Consider the following 21844-nt stretch of genomic DNA (forward strand, 5'->3'; position numbering starts at 1 on the left):
ACTCAAGCGGCCAACGAGGGCAGACTGTAAATCTGCTGTGAAAACTTCGCAGGTTCGAATCCTGCTCTCCCCACAAAAAAGTCCTAATTTTCATTAGGACTTTTTTTTTTGCTCTCAAATTAAGTTTTAGTTAGATTAATGGATCAATCACAAAAGTTGGGGAGGAAATAAAATAATACAGATATTTGCATCCAAAATCATAGAAATTGGATAGTTATATAGAGTTATTAAAACTAGTTCTCCCAGAATTTCTAATCGAGCATTTCGAATTAGTTAGAACACAAACATTAGAAGAAACCCTTCATATTTATTTTGAAGAAAAAGCCCGTATTCCTGAAGAGTTCAACCATCTTCAGTTGGTTTCCAAAGGATTCTTAAATGAAATAACCATCCAGGATTTCCCTCTGAGAGGAAAACACGTCTATCTCCACATAAAAAGACGCAGATGGACTAACAAGTTATCAGGAGAAATTCTACAACGTGATTGGAATTTGGTTGCTAAAGGAACTCGAATAACGAGTGACTTTGCAGCTTTTTTAAAAGACATTAATCGATACTAAAGCAACCGACTGTACCACAATTGGTGGATTCTTTGGTGTTAGTGGAAAAAAACTTTTGCGTCAATACAAAAACAAACTCAGCGACTTTAAACAATGGAACGAAAAACCACATGCAAAAGAGTGGTTGATATTTCCTAAAAATATCTCTCCATACCTTTCTCTTGATGAAGTTGCCCTTACCAACGGTGAGCTATACACTGTATTAACCAGTAAAAAAGCAAAAGGTAAAAAAGGAAGCATTGTGGCTTTAATTGCCGGAACTAAAGCAGAAACCGTTATAGAACACATTCGAAGAATTGACGAAAAACTAAGAAGAACCGTAACAGAAATCACCTTAGATATGGCCAATTCGATGAAACTTATTGCTAAAAAATGTTTCACAAACGCAACTCAGGTAATCGACAGGTTTCATGTGCAAAAATTAGCATTGGAAGCACTTCAAGAGCTCCGTATTAGTCATCGTTGGATTGAAATGGACAACGAAACTATCCAATTAAAAAAAGCGAAGGAAAACCAAATCAAATTCATTCCGGACACACTGAGTAATGGGGATACAAAAAAGCAATTATTGGCAAGAAGTCGATATTTATTGTATAAATGTAAAAGCAAATGGACCAGATCACAACAAGAAAGAGCAACACTGCTTTTTGAACTTTATCCAGATATCAAAAAAGCCTATAGTCTAAATCAACAACTCCGTAGTATTTACAATAATAATAACGATAAAAATATAGCAATGACAAAACTTGCGCATTGGTATGACCAAGTTGAAAAATCAGGGTTTAAAAGTTTTAATATCGTTGTAAATACAATAATGATAAACTACCGGGGTATTTTGAATTACTTTGACAAAAGAAGTACAAATGCATCTGCTGAATCCTTTAATGCTAAAATAAAAAACTTCAGAAACCACTTTAGAGGAGTTAGAAATACAGAATTCTTCTTATATCGCTTAACTAGATTATTTGCCTAATCCCCAAGTTTTGGACTTGATCCAGATTAATTCACAATTAAAACTCCACCATTGTTAGGAATAGACAATTCAATTTCTTGATTTTTTTTAATCTTAACTGTTTTCACACTTCCTTTTAATTGAGTATCATCAGTAAATTGTTGAACCTGTGTTCCAGGATTAAACATTGCTAATTTTACTTTTATTTTGAGCGTCTCTTTTTGAGCATTTACACCCGCAACATACCACTTATCTCCTTTTCGACGAGCCATTAGTACATATTTTCCTGGATATCCACCGAGATAACGAACTTCATCCCAAGTCGTGGGAACCTTTTTCATAAAATCAATTGCCCAATGAGGAGCATCAGTCAGGTTATTTGGTGCCAATGCAAAATGTTGAACTCCACTCTGAAACAATACAGCTGTAGCCAATGCAAAAACATCTGAAGTAATTCGCTTTGATCCTTTATTTGGAATATTATCTGAATTGTAAAATTTATTCAAAGCACTTCCTCCAAAATCCATGCTCCCAACAGTATTTCGCACGAATGGGTGAATTGTTGCATTAAGAGCTTCATTATCGCAACTCCCTTGACCAAAGTGCAAATTTTCGCTCGCCAAAACCGCTTCACTAGAGGCATAATTAGGATACATACGCTCCCAACCGCGTGGCAAAGTACACCCATGAAAAATTACCATAATTCCAAAATCATTAGCATCGGCAAGGATCTCTTCATACAATTGCATCGTAACCTGTTTATCGCCGCCAAAAAAATCTACTTTGATTCCTTTGATTCCTATACTTTTCATCCACTCCATTTCTTTTCGACGAATAAAAGAAGTATTCATCATTCCTTTAGGGCCTTGCGGAGCATCATTCCAGTATCCATTAGAATTGTACCACAAATACAATCCAACACCTTTTGTGGCACCATATTTTGCTAACTCTTCGATTTTTTCTTTTCCAATTTGTGTATCCCAAAGTGCATCAACCAAAATCGTTTGGTACCCCATAGCATTACTAAAATCGATATACTCTTTTTGAACAGGAAAAGTAGTATTGTTATCCATCTTCATGATCCAACTCCAAGAGCCTTTTGTAAATTGATATTCCTGAGAAGCTTCATACTTCGGTTTTACCAAATCAAATGGGATCGTAGTTTCAACAATTGGAGCCAGTGTTTCACCAATTGTAATCGTTCTCCAAGGTGTTTCGCCTGGTAATGTTATTCCTGGAGAAGTTGTTCCATTGCTATTATTTTCTCCAACCATAGGGAATCCAACAGTATAAAGACCATTACTATTTCCTAGCAATCGACTAGCGCAATATTGGCTATCAACCCCAGTTTCTGAAAGCAAAATCCACCCTTTGTTATCTTTCAATTTAAAAAGACAAGGAAAAGTATAACCATTCCCTCTACCATTTTCACCCATTGCAGCATCAAGTATATACGGGATTTCATAACTAGGCATAGTTCGAGCATAACCCACCATTGCATCACTTTGTGCAGAAAGAAAAGTAGTTGAACCTTGTGGCAATATAAAACCTGATGCTTCTTCTTGAACTACACAAGAAAAAGTTTCGTTTTGTGGTTGCACTTTGTACTTGAAACCTACATTGTTATTACTCACCCTAAAAATTACATCTATAGCTCTCTTACCTTCTTTTGTTAATGAGAATATAGCTTGATTTGCCTGATAATGAACTTTACTTTGTTTTATATTGGGTAATTCGTAATTTTCATCAATCTTTGATTCTTTTACATCCGTTTCTAGAGTTAATCCTGAAGTAAAATCTCCGATATTTGTTTTCATTCCGAGTGGAGATTTTTCGATAAACAATTTCCCGTTATAAAAAACATTATAGACAGGTTTACCCTCAATTACCGAAACTGAAACTTCTAATTTACCATCGGGACTACTAATTTTAGATTGAGCTTTTATCACAAAAAAACTGGCTAAAAACAAAAGCGTACAAAATATTTTTTTCATATATTTTTTAATTTAAATATTACTTAACAATTCGAATTTGATAAAATCTAGGAGTTGGTTTGTTTTCTTTTGATTGTATTTTCAAATTGACAACTTCTGTTTTATCGACTTTAAACTGAATAATTTTACTGTCTTTAATATCAAAATCAACTTTTTTATCATTGATCAAAAAATTTACATTATCAAACTTAGATTCATCTAAAACACTTATTTCAAGCAACTTTCCTTGCAAATTTTTATTAGTTAATTGATATGAAATATAAGAGCTAGTATTTCTCCAAAATTTGCCTTCATCATAACCAGAATTACTTTTCTCTCCTTTATAAAGGTGATCGACTTCTGGTTGCTGTTCTCCGCAATTTATTTTATCAATTGTTTTAGCTTCTAGAGCCAAAGCTTCTTTCTCTTGTTGCTGTAATAATTCATTTTTTTTAACAAACTCATCTTTTGTATAAGTTTGAAAATACATTTGATAGCGACTATCATGTACTTCAAAAAAAGGTTGTAATTCTAAAGAATCCAATCGATAATGAAGTTTACCTATTTCTTTGGCTTTTGCCAAATAGCTATCTTTTTCGCCAACTAATGCATATGCTTTATCTAGCGGAAAATATTTCCCACTAGCTACATGCCCCATTCGACTATCATCAGCAAAAAGTCCAGTCAAATCTTCGGTCGAAGTTTTTGCAGCTAACACTATTGGGCCATCAACAAATGCTACCCAATTTGAATCATCGGGTAAATTTTCTAAATGTATTGTCGTTTTAAATCTTACGCTAATCTTATCTTTAGACTTCCATTTTCTTTTGATTGAAAAATAATGTGAGGAATTTTGATTTGAATTTGAATTGGGTTGTAGCTTTCCGTTTACAAAGACTTCAAAACTTTCTGCCCATTTAGGCTGGCGAATATTAATTGCAAATTCAGATGTTTTTTTTAGGTTTAAAAGATACTCCGATTGATTTTGGTAAGGGAATTTTGTTGTTTGTTCCAAAACTAAACCTTTCTCTTCCCAATTTAAAGTTGAAGAAATAAACAAATTGACAAAAACATCAGTATCAGAATGACTATAAATGAGTTCGCCATATTTGGTATGATTTTCTATGCCAGACCCTACACAACACCACATACTCGTACTAGGTTGTGAATAAACTCTATAATGATTAGGGCGAATAGGGGTAAAATATACAAAACCACCTTTTTCGGGATGCTGACTAGACAAAATATGATTATAAAGTGTTCTTTCGTAAAAATCAAGATAGCTAATATCACTTTTCTTCAAAAATAATGCTTTACTCAAACGCAACATATTATAAGAATTACACGTTTCAGGTCCTTGATTTGATTTTAACATACCACTAAAGTCATCCACTGGATTGAAATGTTCTGCAACACTATTGCCTCCAAAAGCAACACTTCGCTTTTGAGTAACATTATTCCAAAAAAATTCTGCCGCATTTAACCAGTCTTTTTTATCTGAAATTGTTGAAATTTTTTCAAACCCAAGAACTTTTGGTATCTGAGTATTAGCATGCAATCCTGTTAACTCATCATGTTGATGTAATAAAGGTTCAAGGAAACTTTTTTGAGAAATTTTTTGTGCTGTTTCAAGATACTTTTTGTCATGGGTAATGATGAATAAATCTGCAAAAGATTCATTCAAACCTCCGTGTTCTGTTTTTAATATATTTTGGATTTGATCATCAGAAAGTGGGCGAATAAGTTCGATAAACCAATCCCCTAATTTCACAAGAACCTCTTTAGCTTTTTCATTACCTGTATATTGGTAGGCATCATTTAAACCCGCAAAGAGTTTGTGAATATTATATAAAGGTACCCAAGTATTATTCAACCCAAATCCGCTACCGTCTATATCTCCTTTATGAATTCTGTCCCAAAAAACTTTTCCTTGCGGAATACCTCCAACATAACCATTTCCATTTTTTTCTTGACAACGAATCAACTCATCAATCATATAATCAAGACGATTCTTTAGCTCAATATTTCCAGTAGCTTCATACATCATCGCTAAAGCCGATAAATAATGACCTGCAATATGACCATCTAACCCAGAACTTTCCCAGTTACCATAACGATCCTCTTTTGTTGGCAACCCTGCATCGATAAGATAAGGAGCCAAAAGTTTGTCTGGATGCAATTCGAGAATGTATTTCAAATCGACATCTTGGGCATTTTTAAACGGGCCGTCCGTAAGTCTTACTTGGTTTAATTTAAAAGTTTGCATTTGGGCAAGAGCCGGGAATGCTAAGAAAAGCATCACTAGATTTACTAAAATTCTATTTTTCATTATTGATTGGTAAAAGTGTAAGTATTATTTTTTTGAGTTGCAAAATCATATAAAAAAGTTGGGCTAACGAGCAAAGGTTCTATAGTTGATTCTTTAGCAATAATTGGTTGAGCTGTTTCATTAACTTGATAAAATACATTCGGATTCGTCCCAGAAGCTTTTTTTAAATTCTTATTGTCTTTGGCTTGCAATTGATTTGGAGTTCTTAGTCTAAGGTTTCCACCTAAATTAGAGTGAATACTCACTGAAATTATTTTTCCGTCTTTCCACTGCAAGTTTGTAATTTCAAAACCGCCTCTAGCTCTGAGTCCACTAATCGAACCACTTTGCAAAGCATCTGGCAATGCTGGCAAAAGATGCAAAGCTTCATCTGAACTTTGCATTATCATTTCGGTAATTCCGGAAGTACATCCAAAATTACCATCTATTTGAAATGGAGGATGAGCATCAAAAAGATTATTATAAGTTCCGCCACCGTCTATATTTACTCCAAGAGGAGTCAATTGATTTTGAATTAAAGCATAGGCATGATTCCCATCCTGCATTTTGGCCCACCAGTTTACCTTCCACCCCATACTCCAACCTGTCGATACATCTCCTCTTTGCAACAATGTATTCTTGGCTGCAGCAAAAAGTTTTGGTGTGCGATAAGGTGAAATTTGGTTTGAAGGATACAAACCGTATAAATGTGAAATATGACGGTGATGGTCTTTAGGATCATCAACATCATCTAACCATTCTTGCAATTGATTGTATTTCCCGATTTGCATGGGTGGTAAACTATTTCGCATCACTTTCAAACTATCGGCAAATGCTTTATCCTTACCTAAAATATCAGACGCTCTAATTGCGGTACTAAATACATCAAAAACGATTTGATTATCCATTGTCGATCCAGCAGTTATAGACGAACCTTGATGTGCTTTTGGAGCATTTTCGGGAGAATTCCCTGGAGCAACAACTAACCAATTAGTAGTAGGATCTTTTACCAAAAAATCTTTATAAAAATCGGCTGCTCCTTTTAAAACAGGATACACAGATTCGAGGTAAGATTTATCACCAGTATAAAGATAATGCTCCCAAATGTGCTGACTTAACCAACCGCCACCAGCGTTCCAAACACCCCAAGTGGCTCCATCAACAGCCCCATTAATACGCCAAATATCAGTATTATGATGTGCCATCCAACCTTTGGCTCCATACATTACTTTTGCTGTTTCCTTACCCGTTTCAGAGAGTTCTTGAATCATTTTCAAAAGCGGTTCATGCATCTCGGAAAGATTAGTTTTCTCAGCAGGCCAATAATTCATTTCGGTATTAATATTAATAGTGTATTTACTATCCCAAGCAGGTTTCATACTGCCATTCCATATTCCTTGAAGATTATCGGGCTGACCACCAGGCTGAGAAGAAGATATTAATAGATATCTACCATATTGATAATATAAAGTAACAAAAGAAGGATCTGAAGTATTTCTAAAATTATTCAATCGCTCATCTGTCGGCATTTGAGCTGCTGCTGTTGTCCCTAAATCTAATTTCACTCTCTTAAAATAGTGCTGATATTTACTAATATGTGCTGTTTTCAATTTATCAAAACTCTTGGTGTAAGCTTTATCTAAAAAAGTTTTAGCTTGCTGAAATTCATTACCACTTATGTCATTATAATTAATAAAATTAGTTGCAATAGATACATAAATAACTACAGAATTAGCCTTATCTATCTGAATCGAATTATCAGTATGGTTTACTTTGCCTCCATCAACTTTAAATCTTGCAAGAGCATTAAATTTTACTTTTCCTTCCACTCCTTCATGACTATTGGTATTGCCCCAAAGTGACAATTCGTTATTTCCATTTACACTATTTTTTTGCATAATATGTTGAGTAGTAAACCGAGCGGAAAAAGTCAACTTTTGTGGTTTATCAGCGGACAACTTTATTACCATAACTCTATCTGGTAAAGAAGTAAAAATCTCTCTTGTAAAATGAACATTATCTACTGTATAAGTTGTTTTGGCTATAGCTTTTTCTATATCTAATTCTCGATAATAATTTGTATAATTCTGTTGATTTATAAAGTTCAACTCCAAATTCCCAACTGGCAAAAACATTTGACCATGTGATTTTTTGGTTATCACTTTTTCATTTGTCAATTTTTGAGCTGCTTTATATTCTCCTTTAAAAATTAGATTTCTAATTTCGTTCAAAGCATCTTTAGCTTCGGGATTGTCATTTCTATTCGGACTTCCGCTCCAAACTGTACTCTCATTTAACTGAAAGATTTCATTCTCAACATTACCATAAACCATTGCAGCTTGAAAACCATTACCTATAGGAAGCGCATTTTCCCAAACATTTCCAGAGGGCTTATTGTACCATAGTTTGATATTAGAGGCATTTTGACCCTCTAAAAAAAAAGGGCTAAAAAGCAAGAAAAGTAAAATCCAGGTTCTTATTTTTCCAATATTGGTGATACAAAATAAACTCATAAGTCTGCCATTGTTTTTTAAGTGTTAAAAATACATTTAAAAACAAATATATGCAATTAAAAATAAAATGCAATCGGTTGTGTTTTAAAATCAAACAATAAATTCTTTTTAGTTACAATTCGACCTCATCAGAAAGCCCCCCACACAACATATAAAGACTAATCAGGAAATTCTATCATTATATTATTAAAAAAAAAAAAATATGAACAGTAAAAAGTAAAGAACTAAATTATATTAAAGTTAACTCTTACTCTTTGTTGTAATACTCTTGCCAAACAAAAACTAAAATTTTATATTTGTTATCAGTAGCCACATCTTGCTAACAGCTCAACTTAGACCATAACACCGTAAAGAACCCTAAAATTAAAACAATGAGATTTTTAATAATTTTTCTAGTAATATGTATCAGTTCATGCAAACAACAAGACAATAATCCCAAAAAGGACATTTCAGATAACACAACTGAATCCAATACTTTGACTTGTGAAAAAACACCTTCTCGTTTTGCTTCAAATGTTAAAGCACCAGAAGGCATGGTCTGGATTCCGGGTGGCGAATTTATGATGGGTACAGATGAGAACGAAGCTTATGCTCCAGAAAAACCATCTCATCCTGTTCGTGTAAATGGTTTTTTTATGGATATAACCGAAGTTACTAATACTGAATTCAAAAAATTCGTAGATGCTACCAATTATAAAACCGTAGCCGAAAGAAAACCAGACTGGGAACAACTAAAAAAGCAAACCCCACCAGGTACTCCAAAACCAGACGAAAAGGATTTTGTTCCTGCCTCTTTAGTATTTAGCCCTCCAAATTATAGAGTTACAAAAGATGATATTTTTCAATGGTGGCAATTTGTACCAGGAGCTGATTGGAAACATCCAGAAGGTCCAAAAAGTAATATTAAAGATCGAATGAATTATCCAGTTGTTCATATTGCTTATGATGATGCATTAGCATATTGCAAATGGGCAGGAAAAAGACTTCCAACAGAAGCCGAATGGGAATTTGCAGCACGTGGAGGATTAGCCCAAAAACGCTATGCATGGGGAGATGATTTTAAATGTGATGGCAAAAATATGGCAAACACTTTTCAGGGAAAATTTCCAGAAGGTGGTATTGCAGAGGATGGTTATCAAACCTCATCTCCTGTTAAAACATTTCCTGCAAATGGATATGGCTTATATGATATGATTGGAAACGTTTGGGAATGGTGTGCCGATTGGTACGATTCTGACTATTATAAAAAAATTGACAAAAGCAAAACACTTGATAATCCAAAAGGACCTGAAAAATGGTACGATCCTAGCGAACCTTATGCTATCAAAAGAGTAACAAAAGGTGGTTCTTTTCTTTGCACTGATAATTATTGTTCTAACTTTCGTCCTGCTGCACGTAGAGGAACTTCTTATGACTCAGGCGCTTCGCATATTGGTTTTAGATGTGTTCAGGATAAAAAATAGTCGTAAACAGTTTTATTCAGCATTTTTATTTTTTTAAATCATTACTAATAAAAATGCTGAACTTATTGAAACACTTATTGGCCGTTACTTTATTCTCAAACAAACTTTTTCACCAATAAAAACAGTAGTTTACACAAACTTATTCAACAACTCGAGGATTTGTTAACAAATAATTAACCTAAACATTTGTATATACAAATATAAAAAGTGTTACATTTGTACCAACAAATAAAACATCAGAAGCTATGAAGATTGAAGATGAATTAAAAAGTACAATTGCATACAGTAAACCCAAAAAAATCGTTTTGAATTTAATGTACACTGTAAACGTGTTAACCGAATGTTTTAATGAAATTATAAAACCTTACGATATTTCGAGTGAACAATTTAATGTTTTACGAATATTAAGAGGCCAAAAAGGACATCCAGCCAATATGTGTATCATACAAGAACGAATGTTGGCCAAAACAAGTAATACTACCCGATTGGTTGATAAATTATTATTAAAAGATTTGGTTACACGAAATGTATGTCCAGAAAACAGAAGAAAAATAGAGGTTTTAATCACACAAAAAGGTTTAGATTTACTGACAGAATTAGATCCTAAAGTAAATGAAATGGAAGAATCATTTGCTCGAAAATTAAATCCAGAAGAACAAATTCTATTGAACAACTTATTAGAAAAATACAGAAACAAATAATTACAAATTATGAGCAACTTCTTAAACAATCAAAATTGGAGATACGCCACAAAGAAATTTGATGCTACCAAAAAAATCTCAAACGAAGATCTAAACACATTAAAAGAAGCCATCCGTTTGAGTTCCTCATCATATGGTTTACAACCTTACAAAGTAATCATTGTAGAAAATCCTGAATTGAGAGCAAAACTACAACCAGCAGCTTGGGGACAATCGCAAATTGTAGATGCTTCACATTTATTTATCTTTGCTAACGAAACAAATATTGGTGACGAAGCTATCGATAATTTTTTAAAATCAATAAGTCTTACAAGAGATACGCCAATTGAATCTTTGACAGGTTATGGTGACTTTATGAAATCTAAAATTTCGACTTTGGATCCAGCTGTAAAAAATATTTGGACATCAAAACAAACCTATTTGGCTCTTGGAAATTTACTAAATGCAGCTGCTGAATTAAAAATAGATGTAACACCAATGGAAGGTTTTGTACCAGATCAAGTAAACGAAATTTTAGGTTTAGACAAACTCAATCTTAATGCTTCACTTATTGCAACTGTTGGTTACCGTCATAAGGAAGACGCAACTCAGTTTAACAAAAAAGTTAGAAAATCACAAGAAGAATTATTTATCACATTATAATAATTACTATTTAAAATCAATTTAAAACAAACACAAAATGAAAAATTTAAAAACAATTGCCTTAGCATTCGTAGTAGCCTTATCTACTGTAGCCGTAAATGCACAAACAAAAAAAATTGATGTAGCAAAAAGTAACATCAACTGGGTTGGGAAAAAAGTAACAGGGCAACACTCTGGAACCGTAGCTTTTAAAAGTGGTGCTTTAGTATTCAAAAAAAATGCATTAACTGGAGGATCATTTACAGTTGATATGAATTCATTAACAGCTACAGACATCACCGGTGAATACCAAGGAAAACTAAACGGTCACTTAAAAGCAGATGACTTTTTTGGAACTGATAAATTCCCAACTTCAACTTTAGTTTTCAAAACCATTGCAAACAAAGGAAACAACGTTTATACAGTAACTGCTGATTTGACAATCAAAGGAATTACTAAACCTGTAACTTTTGACATTACTGTAAAAGGAAATACTGCAACTACAACTTTCAATGTAGATCGTACAAAATATGACATTAAATACAATTCTAAATCATTCTTCGAAAGCATTGGAGACAAAGCAATCTACGATGATTTTGAACTTACTGTAAACTTATCATTTTAATTTAGAGTTTATTTATGAAAAGTACCCTCAACTTTATTGTTGAGGGTATTTTTTTTTAATACAAAATACAACCCAAATAAACTTTTCAAAAACTCTAGTAACCTTATAATGACGTATCGATAACGTTTAGAAAATCACTCCAATAGATTGTTATGGTAATTTTGATAGACCTTAAAATTTAATATTAAAACCTGCAACAATTAGCGTTATGAAATCAAAACTACTTGTCGTCATTATTATTTTATTATCTATTTCCCCGCTTAATGCACAACAAACAAAAGGAATTACTGCAGACACCAACTGGTTTGCAAATTGGACTAACTTTTCGCCTTCGACCACTGTTTACAAACCTACTTCACAAACGCTGGTAGGAATCATAGACAAAGATTTAAAACTAACCAAAAACAATACATACAAACTTGTTGGAACTGTATATATAACCAATAAAGCGGTTTTATCTATAGAACCTGGAACTGTTATTCGTGGAGAAAAAGAATCCTGCGGTACTCTTGTCATTACCAAAGGATGCAAAATAATAGCCGAAGGAACAGCTACTGAACCAATCGTTTTTACATCCAATAGCAATCCAACCTACAGAAGACCTGGAGATTGGGGCGGAATCATCATTTTAGGAGAAGCACCAATTAACAAAGTTGGTGGAGTCAACAATCTAGATTTCAACTTAGAGTCGGATATTAGTTTTTATGGTGGAAATGATGTCAATAGCAATTCTGGGATTTTAAAATATGTTCGTATTGAATACTCTGGACACAAAATAAACGCACTTAAAGAACTAAACGGATTGTCACTAGCGGGTGTAGGAAACGGAACCAAGTTTGATTTTATACAAATTAGCTTTTCAAACGATGATTCTTTTGAAGCTTATGGAGGTGAAGTAAATTTCAACCACTTGATTTCGTTTAGAGCTACCGATGATGATTTTGATTTTACCCAAGGAGTACAATGCACCATTTCAAATAGTGTTGCCATACGTAATCCATTCTCATCCGACAGATCAGGATCACGATGCTTCGAAATAGACTCCTATGACGTAATTACAAATGCTGATATGAGTAAAAAACTAACAAAAATAACGGCTTCAAATATAACCTTAACCAATACCGAAGATAACAACCAAGGGTTAGTTCGAGAAGCAGTTTATATACGAGACAACAGTTACCTTAATATTAATAATAGTTTGGTTGATGGTTTTAGCTGCTGTGTTCTTCTAGAAAACAAAATCATCACATTACCGACCAACTTAGAAAAAATAAACATTCAAGGAATGCAAGTAAACCGCTGCAATGGGGTTGTTCTTAGCGAAAACACCATTTTCAATCGAGAACTTGCAAATTGGTATAATAGTGATACTTTCGCTATAGATGTAACAAAATTAACCAAAACCGAATTGTTTATTAATTCTGATATGAAGGAATATCCCGATTTAAGAACTCGAAATACAAATCCAATCGTATCCAAGTAAGTACGTTGCAAATATTTTTTTTAATCTGTAAGAAGCCTGTCAAAAATAGACAGGCTTCTTTATTGCAAAATAATGCTCTAAAATAGTAATACAATTATTAAAAAAACTTCTTAGAAAACTCATAAATACATTTTTTTAAACTAACTTTATGTAGTTTATAATTGAAACACCCAACTCAAATTCTATATTTCAATCGATTTCGTGTTATTTAAATCTACGAATATATTTATCATTTATTAATTTAAATTATAGCCATATGAAAAACCTTAAATCACTTAGTCTTATTGTATGTATTCTATTTGCTTTTCAAGCAGGAATGGCTCAAACCAATAAAATTGATATCACCAAAAGTATTATCAACTGGGAAGGAGAAAAAATTACAGGTGAACATGTAGGAACTATTAATTTTAAAGATGGATACCTCATTTTTAAAGATCGAAAAATTTCTGGAGGAAGTTTTACCGCAGACATGAAAACATTGTCTAATACAGATCAAACCGGAAGTTCTAAACAAAAACTAGAAGGACATTTAAAGTCCGAAGACTTCTTTAATACAGCTAATTTTACTACAGCTACATTACTTTTTAAAAACGTAGCAAGTGAAGGAAACAACAAATATCTTGTAAATGCCGATTTGACCATCAAAGGGATTACAAACCCTGTACAATTTCATTTAGCTGTTGTAGATAAAAACAAAGCAACAGCATCTGTAAAAGTCAATAGAACTAAATATGATATTAAATACGGTTCTGGAAGCTATTTTGATGATCTTGGCGATAAAACGATTTATGATGAATTTGAATTCAATGTTGTTTTAGTCTTTTAAATAGCTATCATTTAACAAAAAACTCAAAAAAAAATCTTTTTTTTTATTTCGATATCTTTGGTAGAACAAATATCATTTATATATTTGCAAAACAACAAACGCATTATGAGAACAATAACAAACAATACTTGGTGGTGGAACAATTTACGTCAAACGTCGTGAAGTAAGCTCCTATAGTATTATTTGTAAACTATAAAATAAAAAAAGGCTTGTCATCACGACAGGCCTTTTTTTTATTGAAAAAATCAAACAAAGAACAACAAGCAATATTAAATATGAAAACCTATAAACTGCAAACTAATTACAAACAAATACTAGCCGATACGATCACTCCGGTTAGTATCTACTTCAAGATAAGAGACAAATACCCAAACAGTTTACTTTTGGAAAGTAGCGATTACCACGGAAACGACAACAGTTTTTCGTACATCTGCTGTAATCCAATTGCTACTATCAAAATCGAAAACGAAACCATATCTAAAACATATCCAGATGGTGTTTCAGAATCGATAATTATCGAATCAAACACTAATATTCCTAAAATCATTCAAGATTTTTCGGCACAATTTCAATCCAACAAAAACAATTTTAAGTTTATCAACAATGGCTTATTTGGCTATCTTTCGTATGATGCTGTACGTTATTTTGAGAAAGTTACCATTTCCAAAAAAGACGCAACAACTCAAATCCCAGATGCCTATTATGCCGTGTATCAAAACATCATAGCCATCAATCACTTCAAAAACGAAGCGTACATTTTTTGTCATAGTTTAGACGGAAAAAATAATATTTCGGAGATCGAACAATTAATGCAATCTCGAAACATCGCTTCTTATAAATTCACAAAAGAAGGCGAAGGCTCGTCAAATTTAACTGACGAAGAATTCAAACACAATGTAGCTTTGGCAAAAAAACACTGTCATAGAGGCGATGTTTTTCAATTGGTTTTATCCAGACGATTTACACAAGGTTTCAAAGGAGATGAATTTAATGTTTACAGAGCTTTGAGAAGCATCAACCCTTCTCCTTACCTATTTTTCTTTGATTATGGCGATTTTAAAATTTTTGGTTCTTCTCCAGAAGCCCAAATTATCGTAAAAAATCGCAAAGCCGAAATACATCCTATTGCAGGAACTTTTAGAAGAACAGGCGACGATGAAAAAGATGCTGAATTGGCCAAAAAATTATCCGAAGACAAAAAAGAGAACAGTGAACACGTGATGTTGGTTGATTTAGCTCGAAATGATTTGAGCAGAAATGGACACAACGTTGAAGTAGAAAAATACCGAGAAGTTCAGTTTTTCTCACATGTTATTCACTTAGTTTCTAAAGTAACCGGACATTTGCACGATAAAGCGACTACAATGCAGGTGGTTGCCGATACTTTTCCGGCTGGAACTTTGAGTGGTGCTCCCAAACATAGAGCCATGCAATTGATAGAAGACTACGAAAAAACCAACCGTAATTTCTACGGAGGAGCTATTGGAGTTATGGATTTTGAAGGTAATTTTAATCACGCCATAATGATTCGTACTTTTTTGAGCAAAAACCATCAATTACACTATCAAGCTGGAGCTGGTATTGTGGCAAGCTCAGATGAGGAAAGCGAAATGCAAGAAGTATATAACAAACTTAGAGCATTGAATACCGCATTAGAATTGGCAGAAACCATCTAAAAAATTAAAAATGGGACAGATTAAAATTTTTGGTATCCGAAAAGAACTGCATCCAATCAGAGAAAAAGTCTCCGAAATTATTAGCGAATGTATGTTTGAAGCTTTTCAATTTCCTAAAGAAAAAAAAGCACATCGGTTTATTTATATAGACGAAGATAGTTTCTTTTATTTTGAAGGAAGAACCACAAAACATACTATCATTGAAATTAATGCTTTTGAAGGAAGAAGTATCGAATCAAAAAAGAAATTATACCAGTTGCTTTTTGAAAAATTTGAAAAACAACTTGCCATTACTTCTATTGATGTCGAAATCACGATATTTGAAACACCCATGTACAATTGGGGAATTAGAGGAAAAAGTGGTGATGAATTATTGTTGAATTATAAAGTTAATGTATAAATATTATGAAAAAATCCATACTCATTGCTCTCTCAATAATTGCTTTGGCTGCTTGTGAATCTAAAAAAGAAACAAATGCAATTCCGTTAGAAGGAACTTGGCGTCTAATATCTGCTGAAACAATCGAAAATGATTCAACTTTTTCTACATTCAATCCAAAAACAAAAATGATTAAAATTATAAACAAAACCCATTTTGCTTTTTTTAATCACGATTTGAAAAATGGAAAAGACAGTATGGCCGTTTTCTTTGCTGGCGGTGGAAAATACACTTTGAAAGACAGTATTTATACCGAAAACTTAGAGTTTTTCAACAATCGAGACTGGGAAAATAACAAATTTGAATTTGTAGTCCAAATTAACAATGACACTCTGACACAAAAAGGAGTCGAAAAAATAGAAAAATTAGGCATCGATAGAATAATCGTTGAAAAATACGTTCGAGAAAATTAATTTAAAGATTTAATAATTTAAGAATTTAAAGATTGTCACAAACTAACTTTCCAATCTTTAAATCTTTCAATTTTTCAATTATAAAAAAAATGAAAAAAATATTAGTTATAGATAATTACGATAGTTTCACTTACAATCTGGTTCATTATCTGGAAGATTTGGATTGTGAAGTGACCGTTTACCGAAACGATGAATTTGAGATAGACGAAATAGCTCATTTTGACAAAATTTTACTTTCGCCAGGCCCTGGAATTCCCGATGAGGCAGGCTTACTGAAACCCGTTATTGCAAAATACGGCGCTACCAAAAGCATTCTTGGAGTTTGTTTAGGACAACAAGCCATAGGAGAAGTGTATGGTGGAACACTTGCCAACTTAGATAAAGTATATCATGGTGTGGCCACAAAAGTAAAAACATCAGTCAAAGACGAACACTTATTTGACGGTTTAGAAAACGAATTCGAAGTAGGCCGTTACCATTCATGGGTAGTAAATGCTGATTTACCTGAAGCTTTAGAAGCCACATCTTTTGATGAAAACGGACAAGTAATGTCCTTACGTCACAAAACATACGATGTGCGTGGGGTACAATTTCATCCAGAAAGTGTTCTAACTCCTAACGGAAAAAAAATGTTAGAGAATTGGGTAAATAGTTAGTCTTCAGTATTTAGTTTTTAGTAAGCAGTATAAAATATGAAAACAGGCAAAATCCATATTATACTTATTTGTATTTCTGCTTTTGTTCTTTTTTCCTGCAACGAAAAAAAGGAGCAAAAAATAGAAGTTACAACTATTTCTCAACCGGAAACAGTGTTGGATTTAGTGGATTTGCAATCAAAAAATAAATTAGGAAAAGATACTGTTATAACTGTTATTAATGATCCCGTATATCATAAAACCAAGAAATATCAAGCTATAAGTGCTTCTTTATTGGTTAAAAATGAAATTGATTTAAACAAAATCGACATCAAAAACACCAAAATAGTATTTGAATGTATTGATGGTTACAAACCCGAAATGCCTTTGGAATTGTTTTTAAACACTAACCCTTTTTTAGCTTTCAAAGATATTGATGCTCCAAAAGGTGTGAACTGGGAAAAAATTATCAAAAATGGAAATGAGATGGATGCCAATCCTTTCTATTTGGTGTACACCTCTGTTCCAACAGATAATCAGGAATACAAATGGCCTTATAATTTGATAAAAATTCATTTGGAACCGCTAAACAAATCGAACAAAGAGCTGTTCCCAACGAATAATAAAAAAGTAGAAACAGGTTTTAATTTATATCAAAAACATTGTATCACTTGTCACTCGATAAACGGAATTGGAGGCACAATGGGCCCTGAATTGAATTATCCCAAAAGTGTAACCGAATATTGGAAAGAAAATGAATTGGTAGATTATATCGTAAATCCGGCTTCTTTCAGAAACAAAGTCAAAATGCCGGCACTGGGAATTACGAAACAGGAATCTCAGGAAATTGTGGATTATTTGAAATACATGTCCGAAAAGAAAAAAGTAAATAGTAATTAGTGAATAGTAATTAGTTTTAAAAAACTTAGCAACTCTACAACTTAGAATCTTAGCAACTTAAAAAAAAATGAGCATAACAATTTCCGATACAAGAGAAATAAATATTGAAGATATACTGGCTCTTTACAAAGCCAATAATTGGAGTTCAGCTAATAAACCAACGCAATTATACAATGGTTTGATGAATTCCGAAACTTTAATCACAGCTTGGGAAGACAAAAAATTAGTTGGTCTTGGAAATGCCATTTCGGATGGACATTTAACGGTTTATTATCCGCATTTATTGGTGCTTCCGGAATATCAGGGAAAAGGAATCGGAAAAATGATTGTTGACAAAATGCAGGAGAAATACAGTCATTTCCACATGCAAATGCTCACCGCCGATGGGAAAGCAGTAGATTTTTATAAAAAAAATGGTTTTGAACGCGCCGGAAATACAGAACCCATGTGGATTTATCAAGGCAATGAACATTAATAAAAGTAATTAGTGATTAGTGATTAGTGAATAGTAATTAGTCACAGTTTGAAGTAAAAACTTAGCAACTTAGAATCTCAGCAACTTAAAAAAATGAAAAACATATTAAACCGATTAATAAACCACGAAGTCCTTTCTGAAGAGGAAGCTAAAAACGTTTTGGTAAACATCTCCAACGGGAGCTATAATCCTAGTCAGATTGCAGCGTTTTTAACCGTTTACATGATGCGAAGCATAAGCCTGGATGAATTAGCAGGTTTTCGTGAAGCTCTTTTGGAATTGTGCGTCCGTATCGATTTATCGGCCTATAACACTATCGATTTAGTGGGTACTGGTGGTGACGGAAAAGACACTTTCAATATTTCGACTTTGGCATCTTTCATCACTGCCGGAGCAGGAATAAAAGTAACAAAACATGGTAATTACGGAGTTTCTTCCATTTCGGGTTCGAGTAATGTCATGGAAAATCTAGGAATCAAATTCAGCAACGACAAAGATTTTTTGGAAAAATGTGTGGATCAAGCTGGAATATGTATTCTGCATGCTCCTCTTTTTCATCCCGCCATGAAAAATGTAGGCCCTATCCGAAAAGAATTAGGGATGAGAACCTTTTTCAATGTTCTTGGACCAATGATAAATCCATCATTCCCCAAAAACCAATTACTGGGCGTTTTCAATTTGGAACTGGCTAGAATGTATGGTTATCTGTATCAAAATACCGACAGTAACTTCACCATTTTGCACTCATTGGACGGATACGACGAAGTTTCCTTAACAGGAGCAACAAAAATCATTACCCAAAGTAAAGAAATGATGCTAAGCCCAAGTGATTTTGGAGTTCGCCAATTATTGCAAAGCGAAATCGAAGGCGGAAAAACCATCGAAGAATCGGCTCAAATGTTTATGGATATCATTTCCGGAAAAGGCACTGAAGCCCAAAACAATGTTGTTTGTGCCAATGCGGCTCTTGCAATTGCAACAGTAAATGGTAATCCGATATTAGAAAGTTTTGAATTGGCTAAGGAAAGTTTACTCTCAGGAAAAGCACTTTTAGCTTTGAATAAATTGAAAGAATTAAGTAGAAATTAAAGTCATGACTTTCGAATTAAAAAACGTAGTCCCTTGGGGGCGAAATTTAGAAGAATACACTAAAATTTTTAAACTAACGGATTCTGATTTAAACAGCAAAATAATCAGTTTTGGCGATGGCCCGGCAAGTTTCAATGCGGAGATGACACAACTTGGTAAAAAAGTAATTTCATTAGACCCTATTTATCAGTTTTCAAAAGCGGAATTAAGGCAACGAATTGATGAAACCAAAGAAACCGTTATGGAACAAATGCGAACGAATCAGGATAAATTCGTTTGGAAAAACATCAAAAATGTGGCAGAATTAGAAAAAATTCGCATGGGCGCGATGACTAATTTTATTAATGATTTTGAATTAGGAAAAGAACAACAACGACATGTTCACCACGAATTGCCAAATTCAACAAAATACGAAGCACTGGAATTTGATTTGGGTTTAAGCTCTCATTTTCTAATTCTGTATTCGCAACTGGGATTGGATTTTCATATCAAATCAATTACCGAAATGTTGCGAATCAGCAAAGAAATAAGAATATTTCCAATATTGAATTTAAACGCTACGAAATCAGAAGTTTTAGATGATATAATTACCCATTTTAAAACGGATTTCGATATAAAGATTGAAACTTCTGACTATGAATTTCAGAAAAATGGAAACCAAATGTTAGTCATTAAAAGAAAATAAACAAAATGAATATTTTAGACAGAATTATAATTGACAAAAAAAGAGAAGTCGAACTCAAAAAATCAATCATTCCAGTATCACAGTTGGAAGCTTCGGTATTTTTTGGTAAAAAAATCATTTCTCTAAGTACTAATTTAAGAAACAGTAACTCAGGAATTATTGCCGAACACAAACGCCGTTCACCTTCCAAATCCATCATAAACAACAATTTCACTGTTGAAGAAGTGGTAAAAGGCTACGAAAGTGCCGGTGCTTGCGGGATTTCGGTTTTGACAGACGGGAAATATTTTGGTGGTTCTTTAGACGATTTATTGCTGGCAAGAGCTTCGGTAAACATTCCACTTTTGCGAAAAGAATTCATTGTAGATGAATACCAAATCCTCGAAGCCAAAGCCCACGGAGCCGATTTGATTTTATTGATTGCAGCCGTTTTGACCCGTGACGAAATCAAATCCTTATCGGAATTTGCCAAAAGCTTAGGACTAGAAGTATTATTGGAAGTTCATAATTTAGAAGAATTGGAAAAATCCATTATGCCAAGCTTGAACATGATTGGTGTAAATAACCGAAACCTGAAAACTTTTGAAGTAAGTTTGGATTTCAGCAAAGAATTAGCCGACAAAATTCCGAACGATTTCGTAAAAGTTTCTGAAAGCGGCATCTCATCTATTGAAGCCATCAACGAATTGAAACCTTATGGCTACAAAGGATTCCTGATTGGAGAAAACTTCATGAAAACCAACAATGCCGGAAAAGCAGCAACAGAATTTATTAATCAGTTAAAATAAAAATACAGATTTCACAGATTAACACGAATTCAATTTGTGAAAATTTGCGGAATTTGCGGTAAAAAAATAAAAGAATGAAACTCAAAATCTGTGGCATGAAATACCCCGACAATATGCTCGAAGTAGGCTCGCTCCTACCCGATTATATGGGATTTATATTTTGGTCAAAATCTGCCCGATATTTTGATGGAGAAATGCCCGAATTGCCAAAATCTATCAAAAAAACAGGAGTTTTTGTCAATGAAACTATTTCAGTAATAGCCGAAAAAGTAATAAAATACGATTTACAAGCCATTCAGCTACACGGACAGGAATCGGTTGCTTTTTGTATGGAATTAAAAGCTAAATTTGGAACTTCGATCGAAATTATCAAAGTGTTTTCGGCCGACGAAAATTTTGATTTCAGCGTTTTGGAATCTTACGAACCAGTTTGCGATTATTTCCTTTTTGACACCAAAGGAAAATTGCCTGGTGGAAACGGAACCACTTTTGATTGGAGAGTTTTACAAAAATACCCTTCGACAAAACCATTCTTCCTGAGTGGCGGAATCGGAATCGAAGAAATGGAAGCCGTATCAGAAATTTTGAAAACCAATTTACCGATTTATGCCATAGATGTAAACAGCAAATTGGAAATCGAACCTGGATTAAAAAAAATCAATCTTGTGCGGACAATTTGTGCATTGTCCCTACGCGATAACAAATAAAAAAATATAAAA

The 21844-nt window shown here is 33.4% G+C and carries 21 protein-coding genes; 18 read left to right on the forward strand and 3 right to left on the reverse strand.

Annotated elements, in window-relative coordinates; genetic code table 11:
* Window positions 1-206: 206 nt before the first annotated feature.
* Together ABEB18_RS15540 and ABEB18_RS15545 are read left to right on the forward strand one after the other, a co-directional pair.
* A complete protein-coding gene (locus tag ABEB18_RS15540; protein ID WP_348800247.1) occupies window positions 207-560 on the forward strand; it encodes an ISAon1 family transposase N-terminal region protein in 354 nt (117 codons plus the stop codon).
* A gap of 19 nt (window positions 561-579) precedes the next feature.
* The gene (locus ABEB18_RS15545; RefSeq protein WP_438861453.1) at window positions 580-1533 is read left to right on the forward strand and encodes an ISAon1 family transposase; all 954 of its coding nucleotides are present in this window, start codon (window positions 580-582) and stop codon (window positions 1531-1533) included.
* Window positions 1534-1559: 26 nt separating this feature from the next.
* Here ABEB18_RS15545 and ABEB18_RS15550 read toward each other — a convergent pair whose 3' ends face one another.
* Genes ABEB18_RS15550 through ABEB18_RS15560 form a run of 3 tightly spaced genes read right to left on the reverse strand, consistent with a single transcriptional unit; the run spans window position 1560 to window position 8306 of the window.
* On the reverse strand, window positions 1560-3506 hold the full coding sequence (locus ABEB18_RS15550; protein WP_348800250.1) for a glycoside hydrolase family 97 protein: 1947 nt from the start codon (window positions 3504-3506) through the stop codon (window positions 1560-1562).
* A gap of 19 nt (window positions 3507-3525) precedes the next feature.
* Window positions 3526-5814, reverse strand: coding sequence for a glycoside hydrolase family 127 protein (locus ABEB18_RS15555; RefSeq protein WP_348800251.1), 2289 nt, complete (start codon window positions 5812-5814; stop codon window positions 3526-3528).
* Window positions 5814-8306, reverse strand: coding sequence for a glycoside hydrolase family 95 protein (locus ABEB18_RS15560; protein WP_348800252.1), 2493 nt, complete (start codon window positions 8304-8306; stop codon window positions 5814-5816). Before ABEB18_RS15560 ends, ABEB18_RS15555 begins: the two co-directional genes overlap by 1 nt.
* A 371-nt stretch (window positions 8307-8677) precedes the next feature.
* Here ABEB18_RS15560 and ABEB18_RS15565 point away from each other — a divergent pair, with 371 nt between their 5' ends.
* The 16 genes from ABEB18_RS15565 to ABEB18_RS15640 all read left to right on the forward strand — a co-directional run bounded on the left by ABEB18_RS15565 (window position 8678) and on the right by ABEB18_RS15640 (window position 21832).
* Window positions 8678-9769 carry a formylglycine-generating enzyme family protein gene (locus tag ABEB18_RS15565; RefSeq protein WP_348800253.1) on the forward strand — a complete coding sequence of 364 codons (1092 nt, stop codon included), beginning with the start codon at window positions 8678-8680 and terminating at the stop codon, window positions 9767-9769.
* Window positions 9770-10014: 245 nt separating this feature from the next.
* The gene (locus ABEB18_RS15570; protein ID WP_348800254.1) at window positions 10015-10470 is read left to right on the forward strand and encodes a MarR family winged helix-turn-helix transcriptional regulator; all 456 of its coding nucleotides are present in this window, start codon (window positions 10015-10017) and stop codon (window positions 10468-10470) included.
* A 9-nt stretch (window positions 10471-10479) separates the two neighbouring features.
* Complete coding sequence (locus ABEB18_RS15575) at window positions 10480-11112, forward strand: NAD(P)H-dependent oxidoreductase (protein ID WP_348800255.1); 633 nt, start codon at window positions 10480-10482, stop codon at window positions 11110-11112.
* Between the two features lie 37 nt (window positions 11113-11149).
* Window positions 11150-11716, forward strand: coding sequence for a YceI family protein (locus ABEB18_RS15580; protein WP_348800256.1), 567 nt, complete (start codon window positions 11150-11152; stop codon window positions 11714-11716).
* 208 nt (window positions 11717-11924) lie between these two features.
* The gene (locus ABEB18_RS15585) at window positions 11925-13199 is read left to right on the forward strand and encodes a beta-helix domain-containing protein (RefSeq protein ID WP_348800258.1); all 1275 of its coding nucleotides are present in this window, start codon (window positions 11925-11927) and stop codon (window positions 13197-13199) included.
* A 256-nt stretch (window positions 13200-13455) separates the two neighbouring features.
* Window positions 13456-14025: a YceI family protein gene (locus tag ABEB18_RS15590; protein ID WP_348800259.1), complete on the forward strand. Its 570-nt coding sequence runs from the start codon at window positions 13456-13458 to the stop codon at window positions 14023-14025.
* Window positions 14026-14300: 275 nt separating this feature from the next.
* Entirely contained in the window at window positions 14301-15701 is a 1401-nt protein-coding gene (locus ABEB18_RS15595) for an anthranilate synthase component I family protein (protein ID WP_348800260.1), read from the forward strand.
* Between the two features lie 10 nt (window positions 15702-15711).
* A complete protein-coding gene (locus tag ABEB18_RS15600; RefSeq protein ID WP_348800261.1) occupies window positions 15712-16101 on the forward strand; it encodes a tautomerase family protein in 390 nt (129 codons plus the stop codon).
* A 5-nt stretch (window positions 16102-16106) separates the two neighbouring features.
* Window positions 16107-16553, forward strand: coding sequence for a hypothetical protein (locus ABEB18_RS15605; protein WP_348800262.1), 447 nt, complete (start codon window positions 16107-16109; stop codon window positions 16551-16553).
* A gap of 89 nt (window positions 16554-16642) precedes the next feature.
* The gene (locus ABEB18_RS15610; protein WP_348800263.1) at window positions 16643-17209 is read left to right on the forward strand and encodes an anthranilate synthase component II; all 567 of its coding nucleotides are present in this window, start codon (window positions 16643-16645) and stop codon (window positions 17207-17209) included.
* Window positions 17210-17245: 36 nt separating this feature from the next.
* Window positions 17246-18088: a c-type cytochrome gene (locus tag ABEB18_RS15615; protein ID WP_348800264.1), complete on the forward strand. Its 843-nt coding sequence runs from the start codon at window positions 17246-17248 to the stop codon at window positions 18086-18088.
* A gap of 67 nt (window positions 18089-18155) precedes the next feature.
* Window positions 18156-18563, forward strand: coding sequence for a GNAT family N-acetyltransferase (locus ABEB18_RS15620; protein ID WP_348800265.1), 408 nt, complete (start codon window positions 18156-18158; stop codon window positions 18561-18563).
* A 93-nt stretch (window positions 18564-18656) separates the two neighbouring features.
* Window positions 18657-19652 carry an anthranilate phosphoribosyltransferase gene (trpD, locus tag ABEB18_RS15625; protein WP_348800266.1) on the forward strand — a complete coding sequence of 332 codons (996 nt, stop codon included), beginning with the start codon at window positions 18657-18659 and terminating at the stop codon, window positions 19650-19652.
* Window positions 19653-19656: 4 nt separating this feature from the next.
* The gene (locus ABEB18_RS15630; RefSeq protein ID WP_348800268.1) at window positions 19657-20337 is read left to right on the forward strand and encodes a hypothetical protein; all 681 of its coding nucleotides are present in this window, start codon (window positions 19657-19659) and stop codon (window positions 20335-20337) included.
* Window positions 20338-20342: 5 nt separating this feature from the next.
* Window positions 20343-21125 (forward strand): indole-3-glycerol phosphate synthase TrpC, encoded by a 783-nt coding sequence (trpC, locus tag ABEB18_RS15635; protein WP_348800269.1) that lies wholly within the window; start codon window positions 20343-20345, stop codon window positions 21123-21125.
* 74 nt (window positions 21126-21199) lie between these two features.
* Window positions 21200-21832 carry a phosphoribosylanthranilate isomerase gene (locus ABEB18_RS15640; RefSeq protein WP_348800270.1) on the forward strand — a complete coding sequence of 211 codons (633 nt, stop codon included), beginning with the start codon at window positions 21200-21202 and terminating at the stop codon, window positions 21830-21832.
* The last annotated feature ends 12 nt before the right edge of the window (window positions 21833-21844 follow it).

Source organism: Flavobacterium adhaerens, assembly GCF_040045115.1.
GTDB classification, from domain to species: Bacteria; Bacteroidota; Bacteroidia; order Flavobacteriales; family Flavobacteriaceae; genus Flavobacterium; species Flavobacterium adhaerens.